This window comes from Mycobacterium sp. 94-17 (assembly GCF_035617725.1).
Taxonomy (GTDB): domain Bacteria; phylum Actinomycetota; class Actinomycetes; order Mycobacteriales; family Mycobacteriaceae; genus Mycobacterium.
On record NZ_JAPIYN010000016.1, the window covers coordinates 17,782 to 33,701 of the forward strand.

Consider the following 15,920-nt stretch of genomic DNA (forward strand, 5'->3'; position numbering starts at 1 on the left):
TACGACGTATTCATAGGGGGGAGCCTTCGAAGGAGGTGGGTGCCCCAATGAAGAGTGCACGAACCGTGCCCGCGCTTTTTGGGGAGTGGCGCAGCCCGTAATCACGCCCCAACTTTTTCATGTTGCGCTTTTGGCCGCAGCATTTGATCAGTGCGCGCGGAGCAAGCGCTGCCCCGACCGTTTCTGAAAATCCATACCCACGAACCTAAAAGCCACGTTACCGAGAGCGGCATAACCGTCCGGCTATTCAAACGTTAGGAGTGTCATGAAGATCAAATCAGCGGGACTATCTCTCGCGGCGGCAGCCGCTGTGGCGTTCGCACCGCTGGCTGTGCTGGCGGTGGCACCTGCGCACGCTTCACCCGCCGACTGCAATTACACGGGGCCGGGCAACAACGCGCCGGCGCACAACTCCTGTTGCGCCGATCACCTCATGGCCGGGCTGGCGTTGCCCGCCAGTTGCGGGAGCGGTCCACAACCGAATACACCGGGAGCTTTACCGCCTGTAGCGCCAGCAGCTCCGCCACCCGCGGCTGCCCCACCGCCACCAGCTGCCCCTCCGCCGCCGCCAGCGGCCAGCACGCAGCCGTCGTATGACCCGCAGTGCGCGAATTTGGATTACTACATCCACTACAACCTGTCCTGTGGTGAAGCTGGTGCTCCTGCCCCTCCGGGGTATATGCCGGGGATGGGATGATCATGAAAACACTTGCAATTAAGTTCATTCCAGCACTAGGTGCATCGTTCGTTCTGGTTGCTGGGCTCAACAGCCCACCGGCGGCACATGCCACCACCGACCTGTGCAGTCCTCTAGCACAGGAGTGGGTCGGTCCGGCCCAGTGTAAATTGCAGCAGCAACAGAATCCCGGTAGCGGCCAACCAGGAACGCAGGTGGCGCAAGCTGATCCGCAAACTGATCCGCAGGTGGCAGGCGCAGGACCGCCGACCGGCAACATGAACGATCAACTGTTCCCCCAAGGGCCGCCCCCGCCGCCACCGCCGACGTACACGAAGCCGCCGGTGACGCTCTGCCCAATAAATTCCTGTGGTGTAGGTTGAGCGATCCTGATGCACAAAGCGGTGTTGATGCCCGCCGTCCTCGTGGCGGCGGGCATCGCCTGCGCCCCAACAGCGCAGGCCGATAGCGGTGATCAAGCCGACGCCGCGCAGGCGGTGACGGCCATCTATAACCGGGTGCAGGCTCGCTGCACACCGCGTACTCCGCCGGCTTTGCAGTCGATCAGCTGGAACGACTTCTATCCAGCCGTGGGTGGGACCGGCACTATCCGTGACGCCAACGCCAGTCTGGGTGGACCGTTCAAGGTGTCTTACTGGAACCCCAGGGTCGGCCCTGCCCAGGACGGTGCGGCTGGCCGCGCCTACGGGCAATGGAGCGTGGACCTACAGTTCTGCTGATCAGCATGGAGGGTTAGCAATGGCAAATGAGATGCCCCAGCCACCCGCAGGCTGGTATCCAGATCCGAGCGGCAAGTCTGGCCAGATGTATTGGGATGGTCAGCGATGGCGGACAGACAACCCTGCACCCGCCGCCGCGCCCGGCCCCGAGAACACGGCTCGACCCGCCTGGGAAAAGGGTCGCAGCTTCTGGTCAGGATTGTCACGCAAAGCCAAGATCATTCTCACCGCAGGGGTGGGGCTGGTTGCCATCGTGATCGTCGCGATGATCGGCAACGCCGGGCCGTCCGGCCCGCCAGCGCCAACTGGCGGGCACGCGCCTTCGGGCGGCCACAGCGCCGCCTACAACCAGGGTTACGAGTGGGGAAATGAGCACATGAGCCCCACCACGCTCGAAGAGTACAGCTGCGGGGCGGAGGGACGCAGGACGCGTGTCTGGGACCAGTTGACCAACAAGCAGTGGCCCGACTGGATGCAGGGCTGCGTGGACGGCCTCCGTGCTCAGAAGACGACGGAAGCGCCGAGCCCGCCTACGGTGACAGGCGACTGCACTGACCCAGATAAGATTTTCAACCCGAATTGCGTTCAAAGTCCTCACTAATCACGTGTTAGTCGGTGAGGCAGCCTGCTAGGCCGTAGGCTTCGGCGGGTGCTGCGACGTACACCCCGTCCACGGTGGCGTAGACGACGTCGAAGGTCCGGCAGATTGCGGCCAGGGCCTCGTGGATGGTGTTGTGGTCGGCGTCTAGGTTCCAGAACAGTGCGGTGGCGATGGGTCGCTTCTCCCGGGTGAGTGCCACAGCGACGGGTACGCCGCCGACCAACTGGACTACCGTGTCGGTGAGGTGGGCAGGCTCCCACCCCAATTCGGTTGCCGCCGCGGCCAACTTCGCGCGGTGTTCCATCACCCCAGCGACGTTCTGATGTTCGGCGGGCAAGGCGATTTCGATGGCGATCTTCATGGGCTTAGTTCCGCAGGAAAACATCGTCGAATGCGTTCAGCGCGGACTGCGGCACCAACCAGCATCCCGGGTGGTGACTGTGCCGCCATTCGTCGCGTTTGGCATCAGCCACGCAGATGCCGCCGCGAATATCCACGGTGCTGCCGTTGGTGATGGTGAGCATAAGCCAGAGGCTGTCGGGGTCAGCCTCTCGGACGATTAGGCCTCCATCGCGCCGCGAGGTGGACCGCACTGCGATGGCAGCGATCTGCCGGGTCGCGATGAGGCGATGGCGGTGACGGATTGTGTTCATGTCGACGAGGCAGCCGTCGTCGCCTTCGTCGGGGTCGACGTGATCTGCGCAGTATGTGCGGCCGGTTCGGTACGAGATGAGGAACGTGTCGCCGGGCGGGATTTCCCTGCCGCAGCACCAGATCTCGCATTGATTCATGGTGGTCGTGTCCGGCGGCGTTTTGAGCATCAGCTTGTCGACAACCGAAGAGACAAGCGGGCTAGGTTTGCCTGTCGTGGTGTTTGCGGTGGTCATGTGCCGGCCAGCGTTTCTCGCATGCTGGCGGCGAAACCTGTTCTTACTACTCATAATCGGTATTTCTTCCGTTCTGCTGACTGTCGGCGGGCCTCATCCGCCAGTGCTGGGTAGGAAGCTGCGATGACGTCATAAACCCGGTCACGGATGACGTCGGTTGCCGCGTCTCGCCCAACCCGGCCGTACAAATCTTCCAAAGCGGCGTCGTAGATGGTGCAGACGTGCCGCAGGTAGTTCACCTTCCAGCGGGCCAATGTCCCTGCCTCGACGCTTGACGGTTTGTTGGGATCGGCCCACGCGAATTCCTCGCGGAGATCACCGCTGGAGTGGAATTGCATGACGTCGTTGCGGTGCTTGATCGCCTTGCGGGCGAGTTCATCCTCACCCAATTCGGGAACGGTGATGGTAATCTCGCTGACCGCATCGAGGAGTTCTTCCCGCCGTTTGTCGGCGGCGGCGGCTGCTGCTGCTGACCGTTTCTTGCTGGCCATCACCCGTATGGTGAAATCCTCGCCCGCTTCGACGGCGGTGACACGGTCGGCTGAGTAGAGCCGCATCGGTGCGGCACTGCGATACCGGGGGTTAGGCCGCAACTGGTCGGGGTCACCGAGCAGGTCGCGAACCATCGCCTGTGTCCAGCCGCGTTCCTTTAACTGCGGCATTGTCATGGTCACCTGGTTCTCTGCCGGTGCCGAATTCACCTCTCTCACTGCATGCTTATTCATAATCGGGTTCTCCGTCTTGTCGGATCCGCTCGTGCCACCAGGTGTCGAAAGCCCAGTCGGCGGTGGTGATCTCGGTGGGGTGGTACTCCCGCTGCTCGCGCACCGGCTCAGGGAGATCAGTCATCGTTAGGCTCGCTGTTCCACCCGCCGATCACGTCTCGCAGATCGCGTCTACGGCAGCGACATATCGTCGAGCCGCTTTGTAGATGGAGTCGGTCGAGAGGTGACTGACGCGGTTTGGGTTAACGTGCAGCAATTTGAATAGATCGTCCTCCGCTGCGTGATACTCTGCGGTGTCATTTGTCATTGCATTGGCTTCGAAATCAGTTGGGTTGGTCATCATTTCCTTTCTTGGTTCTCTGGCTGGGTGCCGGGAGTTCGGTGTTCTAGACATAGGGGCTCACCCCAAGTTCGTCGCGTGCAGCTTTAATCGCCGCTATCAGCTCGGCGTGGGCGCTGACCAGCCGGGTTGCGAGGTCGGTGTGGCCCACAAAGTCGAGGTTCTGCGCAGCCTCCGTCACGTCTGACGCGACTTCCATGGCAAGGTTGTCCAGGGCGTCCCGCGCCGCCTCTTCTGGGTCAGTCTCCATGGCCTCAATCTGGGTGTCGGGTCTCGGTACCAGCCGCTCAGGCAGCCACGGCTTGTCTTGACTCATTTCATTCCTTTCCTTGTTGCTGAATCAGTAGGCACAGACGCCACTTTCACCGAACAGAATTCGCAGGACTAACTGCGCCTGGACACCCATTGCAGCGTCGATCAGGTCCAAGAACGCGCCGACGAATTGGGGACCATGACCGTCCCTGCTGAAGTGGTGCGCCAACTCGTGCAGAATCACGGTCTCCCGCAGTGCCCATTTAGCGTCGGGGACAGCGATCTCGCCCAGTTGGTAGTGGGCGCGAGACACCCCGTTGCGTTTCCTCACGGTGACTCTGGAAGACCCGTACCGGTCTACGACGGTGGGGTGATTCGATACCCGGTCCACGTAGGCTTGCACCGTTGCCGGTGTCGAGAACTTGGCTTCTGGGGGCAACACCAGTGTGCTGCCGGCCATGAAGATCTGAGGGTTCTCGACGGACTCGTCAAGCAGGGCGGTGAAACAGTGCTCCGCCCTGTAGACCCTGGCGCGCTGGAAGTCCCGGCTCACGCTTGCTCCTCGTCGGCCTCGGCGTCGGCGATGGCGGAGATAGTGTCGTACAGGTCTTCAAGCGCATCTATCCAGCGCCGCAAGTCGGATGCGACATCGTTGGCCGACGACGTGGTCAAATGTCCGACATAAATGTTCGGCGCTGCGGTGGCCACTGCGTCCAACTTCTTCAGCCAGCGGTTGAAGATGGTGCTGGATTTCGGGGTACCGCGCTTTTTGGTGTCGCGTTTGGCGATGGCTTTCAACACGGCGTTGATGGAGGGTCGCTCCATCGGGGTGCCGTCTTCAGATGTAGTGAGGCTCACTACATCGGCCGGGGTGTCCGCGTTGGAGGCGATTCGCATGTAATCGGCCGCTGTTGATCGTGAGCCCTTGAAGTTGTTGGTCACCCACGGGATCCACTCGCCGTGATTCAACTTGCGCTGCGCGGAGAGCAGCGCCTTGCCGGAATGCCACGCTGCTTCTAACACGCCGTTTACCGCTTGGTCGTGCCATTTATCCGCGTAGTTCGACAACTCCGCCAGGTCCGCTCCGTCGAAGAAGTCGGTCACTGACACCTTGACGAGCGCTGCGCTGGCCTCCCGTTTTGCGTTGGCGGTGGTGGTGTCCGGCTCGTCATCATCGAAGCCATCCCACTGCGCTTCCCAGTTAGCCACAGTCGATTTCCTTGTTCAATCGAGCGGACTGCCCGTCCGACCAACCCTGCTCATATCCGAACGGGTCGTGTTGGCGATCACTGGCTTTGGGTGCCTTGACGCGTGGATGCTCGGCGTACATCGCAATTTCGGCGCGCTCACGGTCGGACTTGTACAACTCCACCGCCCCAGCGGTTTGCGCCGCCGTGTTCTCAGCGTTCTGGATGCGTGAATAGACTGCGTCGCCGAACCCGTCGATCCAGTTCCGGCGGTGCGTTGCAACCTCAGACGGCTTGGCCCCGAATCCTGGGTGCGCGTTGGTGATTCCGCGATCGGCCTGCGGCATCAGCAAGTCCCACATGTCGCGGATACGCCTCAGGTGGTCCTCCATGCCGTACAACTGCATCTTGATTTTTCTGTCCCGTTGCGGCCACCGCACCGATGAGCACTGCATCGCGTGACAGAGCTGACCTAGGAGGTGGGCTTGCATCGGCAGGTAGCTGCCTACGAGGTGTACGGTCACCGACTTGGCGTTCGCGTTGATCTTGCTGTCGCCGCCGTGGGAACGGAGCATCGCTTCAGAGACGCCGTACTTTGCCATCAGCTGTGCGATTTTCTCGTGGTACGCGTTGGCTTCGGCTGGCCGGTCACCGAGTTCAGCATCGTCGGCTTTGGCCTGAAGTTTCTTCAACGTAGTGAGTAGCTCTTGGCGGCGGTCGTTTCGCGTAGCGGCGGGATCAACAACAGTGGTCATGCGCCGGCCCGTTCTTGTTCGCGCAGCCATTCCTCGGCTACTGTCCGACGCCACACGCGCCGCCTGCCGATCTTGAAACTTGTTGGCCCGTCGCCGTTTTGCGCCCAGTAGCGCCATGTTGGGGCGGAGATGCCGGTGATGAATTGTAGGTCGTCCGCGTCCCAGAAGTCGGCCGCTTCGAGGCGTTGGCGCTTCAGTTGCGCCTCGTCGGGCGGCGTAGCGGATTCCGCTGAATATACGATTTTAGGCACACGGCAATTGTGGCTGCACTGGTTGCGATGGTCAAGCGAATTCCGTAGAATCGACGTTTATGGGTAGTGATAAGTGGGGAGACCACGCTTTTGGTGATCGGCTGAAGCGGTACAGGGAGCGTAACGGCTGGACTCAGGTCCAGTTGGCAGAACAGCTGAGCGCCAACGGGTTAAAGGGTATGACCGGCGCGCAGGTGTACCGCATCGAGAAGGGCGAACGCAGCGTGCGGGCTGTCGAGGCCGGCGTCTTGGCCGATCTGTACGGGGTGAGTGTGGATGCGCTGCTAGGCAAGCGCGCCCGGCCGAAGGCGGATCTGCTGGACGCGGTGATGGGCCTCGCGGAAACCGTTGAATACACCGGGATATCGCTGAGGTCACTTGAGCGCGCGCTGCGCGAGGCCGCCGAAACCCTCGCCGACGCCGACACTGAGGGTCGCTACGCCGACCTGGTAGAGGCCAGCGAAAGCGCCCGCGAAGCCCTCGCTTTAGCGGCCGACACCGTCGAGTTGGCAGACGCACTGCCCTCGATCCACATCACACAGGAAATGTTGAACAGGAGTCGAAGGTGAAACGTAATCGTCGTGCCGGGGTCGAGGACCGTTGGCGGAAAACCATCATCGAGGCCGACGGCACCAAACGCACTGTGCCTTCCGCGCGCGACGGCAAAGGGCTGCGGTGGATGGCGCGCTACGTCGATAGTCGGGGCATCGAGCGCACCAAGAGCTTCGGCCGTAAGAGCGACGCGCAGGCGTGGCTCGATGATGAGACCACGGGCCACATGACCGGGACATGGACCGACCCGAAACTGTCGGCGGTCACGTTCGGTGTGATCGCCGAGAAATGGTTCAGCACCAAAAGCCATCGCGCCCCCAAGACCGTGGCCGGCTACCGGTCGATTCTGGACACCGTCGTGCTGCCTCGGTGGGAGAACACGGCGCTGCGCGACATCCAGTTCGAAGACCTCCAGGTGTGGATCAGCAGCCTGTCGGTCAACGGGTCGTCCCGGTTTGAAGGCAAAGGACTGTCCCCGTCCCGGGTCGTGCAGGCCCACCAATTGATGGGCGCGGTGTTCAAATTCGCGATCAAGGCCAAGCACCTGTCGGTGAATCCCGCCGCGGAGATCGAACTGCCGAACAAGCCGAAGATCGAGCAGCGCTACCTGAGCCACGAGCAGTTGCACCTGTTCGCGGTCGCCGCGGGGAAGTTCCGGACGCTGGTGCTTGTGCTGGGGTATTGCGGTCTGCGGTTCGGTGAGGCCACCGCCCTGCAGGCGTTCGACATTAACCTCAAGACCCGCCGGATACGGGTCAGCCGATCGGTGACCTATGTGCGGGAGACCGGCCTGGTGCTGGGGGAGACGAAGAACCACACCTCCCGCTCGGTGCCAATCCCCAAGTTCCTCGTCCCGTTGTTGGCCACCGAGATCAAGGGCCGCGGCAGTAGAGATCTGGTGTTCCCGTCTCGTCGCGACGGCTACATGACGCCCGGCGAGTTCCGCTGGGGATTCGACGCGGCCGTGCGCACCGTCACGGGCGCTGTCGAAGCGGAGCGCCAGAAAGAGATCGAGGAAAGCGGCGAAGCCGAAACACCGGAGTTCCCAGTCATCACGCCGCATGATCTTCGGCACACCTGCGCGTCGCTGGCGATCAGCGCTGGGGCCAACGTGAAGGTGCTGCAAACCTTGCTGGGGCACAAGACGGCGACCCTGACTTTGGACCGGTACGGGCACTTGTATCCCGACGACCTGGGCCGGATCGCGGACGCCTTTGACGCTGCTGCGGACCAACTGCGGACTGGCCGGTCTCTCCGCGTGGTGCCGCCTGTCGGAAAAACCTCCTGAGCTGGGGTTTCCTGGTGCCCTCGGTGAGATTCGAACTCACACTGGACGGGTTTTGAATCCGTTTCCTCTGCCAGTTGGGATACGAGGGCGCGGCCTCCTACCTTAAAGGATGAGGAATGCCTACCTGTCTCACCGCCCCCGAGGTCGCTGGTCTGCGGGGTTCACGACACAATATCCGTCATGACAGGCCCCACGACCGACGCCGACGCCGCTGTGCCGCGCCGGGTCCTGATCGCTGAAGACGAAGCGCTCATCCGAATGGATCTCGCCGAGATGCTCCGAGAGGAGGGTTACGAGATCGTCGGGGAGGCGGGCGACGGCCAGGAAGCCGTCGAACTGGCCGAGCGCCATCAACCGGATCTGGTGATCATGGATGTGAAGATGCCGCGCCGCGACGGCATCGACGCGGCCTCGGAGATCGCCAGCAAGCGCATCGCCCCGATCGTGGTGTTGACCGCCTTCAGTCAACGCGACTTGGTGGAGCGCGCGCGCGACGCCGGCGCGATGGCCTACCTGGTGAAGCCGTTCACCATCAGCGACCTCATCCCGGCCATCGAACTGGCCGTCAGCCGCTTCGGTGAGATCGCCGAGCTGGAACGCGAGGTGGCCTCGCTGTCGGATCGGCTGGAGACCCGCAAGCTGGTGGAGCGCGCGAAAGGGCTGCTGCAGAGCGAACAGGGCATGACCGAGCCCGAGGCGTTCAAGTGGATTCAACGGGCCGCGATGGACCGCAGGACCACGATGAAGCGGGTGGCCGAAGTCGTCCTGGAGACCCTGGGGGACGCGTCAAAGAGCGAGGCCGAGTAGCCGGTTCGTCGCCGACATTGCCGCCATGGTCGTCGCTGAGCCGCATCTCACAGCCCTGACCGCAATTTCGGCTCGAAGTTGGGCGGAGAGCTAGCGGGCGACGATCACCGACGAGCCGTGCCCGAACAGGCCCTGGTTGGCGGTGACGCCGACCGTGGCGTTCTCGACCTGCCGGCCGGTGGCCTGGCCACGCAGCTGCCAGGTCAGCTCGCAGACCTGGGCGATCGCCTGGGCGGGAATGGCCTCGCCGAAGCACGCCAGCCCGCCCGACGGGTTCACCGGAACGCGGCCCCCTAAAGCCGTCGCGCCGGACCGCAGCAACGCCTCGGCCTCGCCCTTGGCGCACAGGCCCAGGTGCTCGTACCAGTCGAGCTCTAAAGCGGTGGACAGGTCGTAGACCTCGGCCAGGCTGACGTCCTCGGGCCCGATTCCCGCCTCGGCGTAGGCCGCGTCGAGGATCTGGTCCTTGAACACCCGCTCGGGCGCAGCCACGGCGGCGGTGGAATCCGTTGCGATATCCGGCAGTTCGGGCAGATGCTGCGGGTATCGCGGCGTGACCGTGCTGACCGCGCGCACCGACGGCACGCCATCCAACGACCCCAGATGCTTGCGGGCGAATTCGGCGCTGGCCACGATCAGCGCGGCGGCGCCGTCGGAGGTGGCGCAGATGTCGAGCTGGCGCAGCGGGTCGGAGACCACCGGGCTGGCCAGCACATCTTCTACCGAGGATTCCTTGCGGTAGCGGGCATTCGGGTTCTGCAGGCCGTGCTGGGAGTTCTTCACCTTCACGCGGGCGAAGTCGTCGGACGTCGCGCCGTACAGGTCCATCCGGCGACGGGCGAGCAGTGCGAAGTACACCGGGTTCATCGCGCCGATGAGGTGGAAGCGCTGCCAGTCCGGGTCGTTCTTGCGCTCGCCGCCGACCGGCGCGAACGCGCCCTTCGGTGTGGTGTCGGCGCCGATCACCAGCGCGACGTCGCAGAAGCCGGCCAGGATGTGGGCGCGCGCGCTCTGCAGCGCCTGTGAGCCGCTGGCGCAGGCGGCATACGACGACGACACCGGAACGCCGTTCCAGCCGAGCTTCTGGGCGAACGTCGACCCGGCGATAAAGCCCGGGTAGCCGTTGCGGATGGTGTCGGCCCCGGCGACCAACTGGATCTGCCGCCAGTCCAGTCCCGCCTCGGCCAGCGCGGCGCGCGCGGCGACCACACCGTATTCGGTGAAGTCGCGGCCCCATTTGCCCCAGGGGTGCATGCCGGCGCCGAGGATGTAGAGCGGTTCGGGTGTGCTCATGACGCTCGTCATTTGCGCCGCTCCTCTTGATCGCTTCGCTCTGTATCGTCGCCGGCGCGCCTCCACGCGTAGACGATGCGCTGCACGCCGTCGTCGTCGACGAACAACGGCATCGTGGCCAGCTCCATCTCCATGCCGACCTTCAGGTCGGCCGCGAGCGTGCCCTCGACGACCTTGCCGAGCACGATCAACCCCTCGGAGGCCAGCTCGACCGCGGCGATCGCGAATGGCTCGAAGTCCTCCGGCGCGGGGTAGGGCGCGGGTGGCGGGTACCGGTTCTCGGTGTAGCTCCACAGCCTGCCCCGGGTCGACAGCCCGACGGACTCCAGCGTGTCGCTGTCACAGGCCGGGTTGGGGCAGTTGTTCTCCCGGGGCGGGAACACATAGGTGCCGCACTGCGGGCACTTGGCGCCGATCAGATGCGGGTTTCCGGCGTCATCGGTGGCGAACCACCCGTCGATCGCGGGTTCTTGACTGGTGACCTCTGGCACCCGGTCAGACTACCCAGCCCCCACCCAAAACTGAAACGTGTTGCAGTTCTGCGGGCGCCACGGTCGGGCCGCGTGACTCGTCGGACCGGGTGCCTAGAGTGAGATCCGTGCCCGCCACGAAATCCACCACGAAGGCCAGCGAGGAACACGCCCTGCCGACGCTGATGCTGCTGGACGGCAACTCCCTGGCGTTTCGGGCGTTCTACGCGCTGCCCGCCGAAAACTTCAAAACCCGCGGCGGGCTCACCACCAACGCGGTCTACGGGTTCACCGCCATGCTGATCAACCTGCTGCGCGACGAAGGCCCCACCCACATCGCCGCGGCCTTCGACGTGTCGCGGCAGACGTTTCGTTCCGAGCGTTACCCGGAGTACAAGGCCAACCGGTCGGCGACGCCCGACGAGTTCCGCGGCCAGATCGACATCACCAAGGAAGTCCTCGCGGCGTTGGGCATCACCGTGCTCGCCGAGGAGGGGTTCGAGGCCGACGACCTGATCGCGACCCTGGCCACGCAGGCCGAAAACGAGGGCTACCGGGTGCTGGTGGTCACCGGCGACCGCGACGCGTTGCAGTTGGTCAGCGACAACGTGACGGTGCTGTATCCGCGCAAAGGGGTCAGCGAGTTGACCCGGTTCACCCCGGATGCCGTCGTCGAGAAGTACGGGCTGACGCCCAAGCAGTACCCCGACTTCGCCGCCCTGCGTGGCGATCCCAGCGACAACCTGCCCGGCATTCCCGGCGTGGGGGAGAAGACCGCGTCCAAGTGGATCGGCGAATACGGGTCGCTGCAGGCCCTGGTGGACAACGTCGACTCGGTGCGCGGCAAGGTCGGCGACGCGCTGCGTGAACATCTGGCCGGCGTGATCCGTAACCGCGAACTGACCGATCTGGTCAAAGACGTGCCCCTGGTCCACACCCCGGACACGTTGCGGCTGCAGCCGTGGGATCGCGACCAGATTCACCGGCTCTTCGACGACCTGGAGTTCCGGGTGCTGCGCGACCGGCTGTTCGAGACCCTGGCTGCGGTGGAGCCCGAGGTCGACGAGGGCTTCGACGTGCGCGGGGGCGCGCTGGAACCCGGCGAGCTGGCCGTGTGGCTGGCCGAACACAGCTCGGGAAAGCGATTCGGCCTGTCCGTCGTCGGTACCCACCTGGCCTACGACGCGGACGCGACCGCGCTGGCCATCGTCTCCTCCGACGGCGAGGGCCGCTACATCGACACCGCGACGCTGGATCCCGAAGACGAAGCCGCGCTGGCGTCGTGGCTGGCCGACCCGGGTCCGCCCAAGGCGCTGCACGAAGCCAAGCTGGCGATGCACGACCTGGCGGGGCGGGGCTGGACGCTGGCGGGCGTCACGTCTGACACCGCGCTGGCGGCCTACCTGGTGCGGCCCGGGCAGCGCAGCTTCTCCCTCGACGACCTTTCGCTGCGCTACCTGCGCCGCGAATTGCGCGCCGAAAACCCTGAGCAGCAACAACTTTCGCTTCTCGATGATGCCGACGGCACCGACGACCAGGCGGTGCAGACGCTGATCCTGCGCGCCGTGGCGGTGCTGGATCTGGCCGACGCGCTCGACGAGGAATTGGCCCGGATCAACTCCACGTCGTTGCTGAGCGGCATGGAGCTGCCGGTGCAGGCGGTGCTGGCGAGGATGGAAAACGCCGGCATCGCAGTCGATTTGGATCTGCTCAACGAGCTGCAAAGCGACTTCGCCCACCAGATCCGCGACGCGGCCGAGGCGGCGTATGCGGTGATCGGCAAGCAGATCAACCTGGGCTCGCCAAAGCAGTTGCAGGCGGTGCTGTTCGACGAGCTGGAGATGCCGAAGACCAAGCGCACCAAGACCGGCTACACCACCGACGCGGATGCCCTGCAATCGCTGTTCGACAAGACCGGCCACCCGTTCCTGCAGCACCTGCTGGCCCACCGCGACGCCACCCGGCTCAAGGTCACCGTCGACGGGCTACTGAACTCGGTGGCCTCGGACGGGCGCATCCACACCACGTTCAATCAGACCATCGCCGCGACGGGCAGATTGTCGTCGACCGAGCCGAATCTGCAGAACATTCCGATCCGCACCGAGGCGGGCAGGCGGATTCGCGATGCGTTCGTCGTGGGCGACGGCTACGGCGAGCTGATGACGGCCGACTACAGCCAGATCGAGATGCGGATCATGGCCCACCTGTCCAAGGACGAAGGCCTCATCGAGGCGTTCAACACCGGGGAGGACCTGCACTCGTTCGTCGCCGCGCGGGCATTCGGCGTGCCGATCGACGAGGTCACCGCCGAGCTGCGCCGCCGGGTCAAGGCGATGTCCTACGGCCTGGCCTACGGCCTGAGCGCCTACGGGCTGTCCGCCCAGCTCAAGATCTCCACCGAAGAAGCCAAAGAGCAGATGGACCAGTATTTCGCCAGGTTCGGCGGCATCCGCGATTACCTACACAACGTCGTCGAGCAGGCCCGCAAAGACGGCTACACCTCCACGGTGTTCGGCCGGCGGCGCTACCTGCCCGAGCTGGACAGCAGCAACCGCAACGTCCGCGAGGCCGCCGAGCGGGCGGCGCTCAACGCGCCGATTCAGGGCAGCGCGGCCGACATCATCAAGGTGGCGATGCTCGAGGTCGACAGGGCGATCGCCGACGCCGGGCTCGCCTCGCGGATGTTGCTGCAGGTGCACGACGAGCTGCTGTTCGAGGTCGCTTCGGGCGAGGGCGACCAGTTGGAAAAGCTGGTGCGCGACAAGATGGGCGGCGCCTACCCGCTCGATGTCCCGCTGGAGGTGTCCGTGGGTTACGGCCGCTCATGGGATTCCGCCGCGCATTAGCGCGGCGATCGGACGGTGCGGCGCACTGAGGGCTCCCGTCCGATGCCCCCGCAACCGCGCCGCCGTGGTCGTCCGGCCGGCTCGCGGGTGGATCCCGGCGAGCGGCGTACGGCGCTGCTGGATGCCGCCGAGCGGGCGATCCGGGCCAAGGGCCCCACGACCTATGCCGGCATGAAGACGTACTCGGCCCACATCCGCTCGGACATCGCGCAGGTCGACGACTACGGGGCGATCGACGACGCGGTGCGGCTGACCCGATTCCGGATCACGCCGTCGGGGCGGGTGGGCAGCGAGGCGCTGGCCGACTTCGGGTGCGAGTTTTCCGCAGATCGACCAGCGTCGCTCCACCATGCGCCACGGCGTGTCCTACGTGACGGTCCAGGACCCCGCCAAGTTCGGCGGGCAGGGCCCCAGGCAAGGAATAGCGCGCGTCGATCAGCGCACCGGTGCGGTGCAAACCTATTGCCCGCCCGGGCAGGTGCTGGTGGAGCCGACGTTCGTGCCGCGACCCGGCGGAACCGCCGAGGACGACGGCTGGCTGCTCACCGTCGGATACCACGAATCGCGGCATCGCAGCAGGTTGATGGTGGTCGACGCGGCCCACGTGGCCGATGGTCCCGTCGCCGAGGCGTGGCTGCCGTTTCACGTGCCGATGAGCTACCACGGCGCGTTCACCGACCGGGTGGCCCGTCGAATCGGGTGATGCGGCCGGCCGAGTTTGGCCAGCGTGCGCACAGTCGAGTAGCCTCAACAGGTAAATCCCGTTCTTGTCCCTACGACCAAACCTGTCCGGAGCAACCCAACAACATGCCGAGTCCCGCCGTCACCTCGCCGCAAGTAGCCGTCAACGACATTGGCTCGAGCGAGGACTTTCTCGCCGCAATAGACAAAACGATCAAGTACTTCAACGATGGCGACATCGTCGAAGGCACCATCGTCAAAGTGGACCGGGACGAGGTGCTCCTCGATATCGGCTACAAGACCGAAGGGGTTATCCCCGCCCGCGAGCTCTCCATCAAGCACGATGTCGACCCGAATGAGGTCGTTTCCGTCGGTGATGAGGTCGAAGCCCTGGTCCTCACCAAGGAGGACAAAGAGGGTCGCCTGATCCTGTCCAAGAAGCGCGCGCAGTACGAGCGCGCCTGGGGCACCATCGAGGCGCTCAAGGAGAAGGACGAGGCCGTCAAGGGCACCGTCATCGAGGTGGTCAAGGGTGGCCTGATCCTCGACATCGGGTTGCGCGGCTTCCTGCCCGCCTCGCTGGTCGAGATGCGCCGGGTGCGCGATCTGCAGCCGTACATCGGCAAGGAGATCGAGGCCAAGATCATCGAGCTGGACAAGAACCGGAACAACGTGGTGCTCTCGCGCCGCGCCTGGCTGGAGCAGACCCAGTCCGAGGTGCGCAGCGAGTTCCTCAACCAGCTGCAGAAGGGCGCCATCCGCAAGGGTGTCGTCTCTTCCATCGTCAACTTCGGCGCCTTCGTCGACCTCGGCGGGGTGGACGGCCTGGTGCACGTGTCCGAGCTGTCCTGGAAGCACATCGACCACCCGTCCGAGGTGGTCCAGGTCGGCGACGAGGTCACCGTCGAAGTGCTCGACGTCGACATGGACCGCGAGCGGGTTTCGTTGTCGCTCAAGGCGACTCAGGAAGACCCGTGGCGTCACTTCGCCCGCACCCACGCCATCGGTCAGATCGTGCCCGGCAAGGTCACCAAGCTGGTGCCGTTCGGCGCGTTCGTGCGCGTCGAGGAGGGCATCGAGGGTCTGGTCCACATCTCCGAGCTGGCCGAGCGCCACGTCGAGGTGCCCGACCAGGTGGTCGCCGTCGGCGACGACGCGATGGTCAAGGTCATCGACATCGACCTGGAGCGTCGCCGGATCTCGTTGAGCCTCAAGCAGGCCAACGAGGACTACACCGAGGAGTTCGACCCCGCCAAGTACGGCATGGCCGACAGCTACGACGAGCAGGGCAACTACATCTTCCCCGAGGGCTTCGACTCCGAGACCAACGAATGGCTCGAGGGATTCGACACCCAGCGCAACGAATGGGAAGCCCGCTACGCCGAGGCCGAGCGCAGGCACAAGATGCACACCGCGCAGATGGAGAAGTTCGCCGCCGCCGAGGCCGCCGGGCACGCCGAGCAGTCGCCGGCCAACGGCGCTCCTCCGGAGAAGGCGGGCGGATCGCTGGCCAGCGACGCCCAATTGGCCGCTCTGCGGGAGAAACTCGCCGGCAACGCGTGACGCGTT

Annotated in this window: 18 protein-coding genes, 1 tRNA gene and 1 pseudogene; 8 read left to right on the forward strand and 12 right to left on the reverse strand. The window is 64.6% G+C overall.

Features of this window, described 5'->3' with window-relative positions; all coding sequences use genetic code 11:
• The first annotated feature begins 1,068 nt into the window (after positions 1 to 1,068).
• Positions 1,069 to 1,416, forward strand: coding sequence for a hypothetical protein (locus tag OQ789_RS18225; RefSeq protein WP_324687470.1), 348 nt, complete (start codon positions 1,069 to 1,071; stop codon positions 1,414 to 1,416).
• A gap of 19 nt (positions 1,417 to 1,435) precedes the next feature.
• Positions 1,436 to 2,017 carry a DUF2510 domain-containing protein gene (locus OQ789_RS18230; RefSeq protein WP_324687471.1) on the forward strand — a complete coding sequence of 194 codons (582 nt, stop codon included), beginning with the start codon at positions 1,436 to 1,438 and terminating at the stop codon, positions 2,015 to 2,017.
• A gap of 7 nt (positions 2,018 to 2,024) precedes the next feature.
• On the opposite strand, the gene OQ789_RS18235 is transcribed toward OQ789_RS18230, so the two are convergent.
• The 9 genes from OQ789_RS18235 to OQ789_RS18275 all read right to left on the reverse strand — a co-directional run bounded on the left by OQ789_RS18235 (position 2,025) and on the right by OQ789_RS18275 (position 6,414).
• A complete protein-coding gene (locus OQ789_RS18235) occupies positions 2,025 to 2,378 on the reverse strand; it encodes a hypothetical protein (protein ID WP_324687472.1) in 354 nt (117 codons plus the stop codon).
• Positions 2,379 to 2,382: 4 nt separating this feature from the next.
• A complete protein-coding gene (locus OQ789_RS18240) occupies positions 2,383 to 2,958 on the reverse strand; it encodes a hypothetical protein (RefSeq protein WP_324687473.1) in 576 nt (191 codons plus the stop codon).
• A complete protein-coding gene (locus OQ789_RS18245) occupies positions 2,955 to 3,605 on the reverse strand; it encodes a hypothetical protein (protein ID WP_324687474.1) in 651 nt (216 codons plus the stop codon). The genes OQ789_RS18240 and OQ789_RS18245 overlap by 4 nt, the downstream gene beginning before the upstream one ends.
• A gap of 16 nt (positions 3,606 to 3,621) precedes the next feature.
• Complete coding sequence (locus OQ789_RS18250) at positions 3,622 to 3,753, reverse strand: hypothetical protein (RefSeq protein ID WP_324687475.1); 132 nt, start codon at positions 3,751 to 3,753, stop codon at positions 3,622 to 3,624.
• 262 nt (positions 3,754 to 4,015) lie between these two features.
• Positions 4,016 to 4,285 carry a hypothetical protein gene (locus OQ789_RS18255; protein WP_324687476.1) on the reverse strand — a complete coding sequence of 90 codons (270 nt, stop codon included), beginning with the start codon at positions 4,283 to 4,285 and terminating at the stop codon, positions 4,016 to 4,018.
• A gap of 24 nt (positions 4,286 to 4,309) precedes the next feature.
• Positions 4,310 to 4,774, reverse strand: a complete 465-nt coding sequence (locus tag OQ789_RS18260) for a TIGR04338 family metallohydrolase (protein ID WP_324687477.1) — start codon at positions 4,772 to 4,774, stop codon at positions 4,310 to 4,312.
• Complete coding sequence (locus tag OQ789_RS18265; RefSeq protein WP_324687478.1) at positions 4,771 to 5,430, reverse strand: DUF3102 domain-containing protein; 660 nt, start codon at positions 5,428 to 5,430, stop codon at positions 4,771 to 4,773. The genes OQ789_RS18260 and OQ789_RS18265 overlap by 4 nt, the downstream gene beginning before the upstream one ends.
• A complete protein-coding gene (locus tag OQ789_RS18270; RefSeq protein WP_324687479.1) occupies positions 5,423 to 6,163 on the reverse strand; it encodes a DUF2786 domain-containing protein in 741 nt (246 codons plus the stop codon). Before OQ789_RS18270 ends, OQ789_RS18265 begins: the two co-directional genes overlap by 8 nt.
• Positions 6,160 to 6,414 carry a hypothetical protein gene (locus OQ789_RS18275; RefSeq protein WP_324687480.1) on the reverse strand — a complete coding sequence of 85 codons (255 nt, stop codon included), beginning with the start codon at positions 6,412 to 6,414 and terminating at the stop codon, positions 6,160 to 6,162. Before OQ789_RS18275 ends, OQ789_RS18270 begins: the two co-directional genes overlap by 4 nt.
• 59 nt (positions 6,415 to 6,473) lie before the next feature.
• On the opposite strand from OQ789_RS18275, the gene OQ789_RS18280 reads away from it, so the two are divergent.
• A complete protein-coding gene (locus OQ789_RS18280; RefSeq protein WP_324687481.1) occupies positions 6,474 to 6,983 on the forward strand; it encodes a helix-turn-helix transcriptional regulator in 510 nt (169 codons plus the stop codon).
• Complete coding sequence (locus OQ789_RS18285; protein ID WP_324687482.1) at positions 6,980 to 8,254, forward strand: site-specific integrase; 1,275 nt, start codon at positions 6,980 to 6,982, stop codon at positions 8,252 to 8,254. Before OQ789_RS18280 ends, OQ789_RS18285 begins: the two co-directional genes overlap by 4 nt.
• A 12-nt stretch (positions 8,255 to 8,266) precedes the next feature.
• Here OQ789_RS18285 and OQ789_RS18290 read toward each other — a convergent pair.
• Positions 8,267 to 8,343: transfer RNA gene (locus OQ789_RS18290), tRNA-Leu, on the reverse strand.
• A gap of 91 nt (positions 8,344 to 8,434) precedes the next feature.
• Here OQ789_RS18290 and OQ789_RS18295 point away from each other — a divergent pair.
• The gene (locus OQ789_RS18295; protein ID WP_324687483.1) at positions 8,435 to 9,061 is read left to right on the forward strand and encodes an ANTAR domain-containing response regulator; all 627 of its coding nucleotides are present in this window, start codon (positions 8,435 to 8,437) and stop codon (positions 9,059 to 9,061) included.
• 90 nt (positions 9,062 to 9,151) lie between these two features.
• On the opposite strand, the gene OQ789_RS18300 is transcribed toward OQ789_RS18295, so the two are convergent.
• Complete coding sequence (locus tag OQ789_RS18300; protein WP_324687569.1) at positions 9,152 to 10,354, reverse strand: lipid-transfer protein; 1,203 nt, start codon at positions 10,352 to 10,354, stop codon at positions 9,152 to 9,154.
• Between the two features lie 8 nt (positions 10,355 to 10,362).
• Positions 10,363 to 10,845 carry a Zn-ribbon domain-containing OB-fold protein gene (locus OQ789_RS18305; protein ID WP_324687484.1) on the reverse strand — a complete coding sequence of 161 codons (483 nt, stop codon included), beginning with the start codon at positions 10,843 to 10,845 and terminating at the stop codon, positions 10,363 to 10,365.
• Positions 10,846 to 11,009: 164 nt separating this feature from the next.
• Between OQ789_RS18305 and polA the strand changes: the two genes are divergently transcribed.
• The 3 genes and pseudogenes from polA (at position 11,010) to rpsA (ending at position 15,914) form a co-directional block, all read left to right on the forward strand.
• Complete coding sequence (gene polA / locus OQ789_RS18310; protein ID WP_324687570.1) at positions 11,010 to 13,670, forward strand: DNA polymerase I; 2,661 nt, start codon at positions 11,010 to 11,012, stop codon at positions 13,668 to 13,670.
• A gap of 153 nt (positions 13,671 to 13,823) precedes the next feature.
• A pseudogene (locus OQ789_RS18315) lies at positions 13,824 to 14,373 on the forward strand (carotenoid oxygenase family protein); the annotation flags it as partial.
• Positions 14,374 to 14,477: 104 nt separating this feature from the next.
• Entirely contained in the window at positions 14,478 to 15,914 is a 1,437-nt protein-coding gene (gene rpsA, locus OQ789_RS18320) for a 30S ribosomal protein S1 (RefSeq protein ID WP_324687485.1), read from the forward strand.
• Positions 15,915 to 15,920 lie beyond the last annotated feature (6 nt).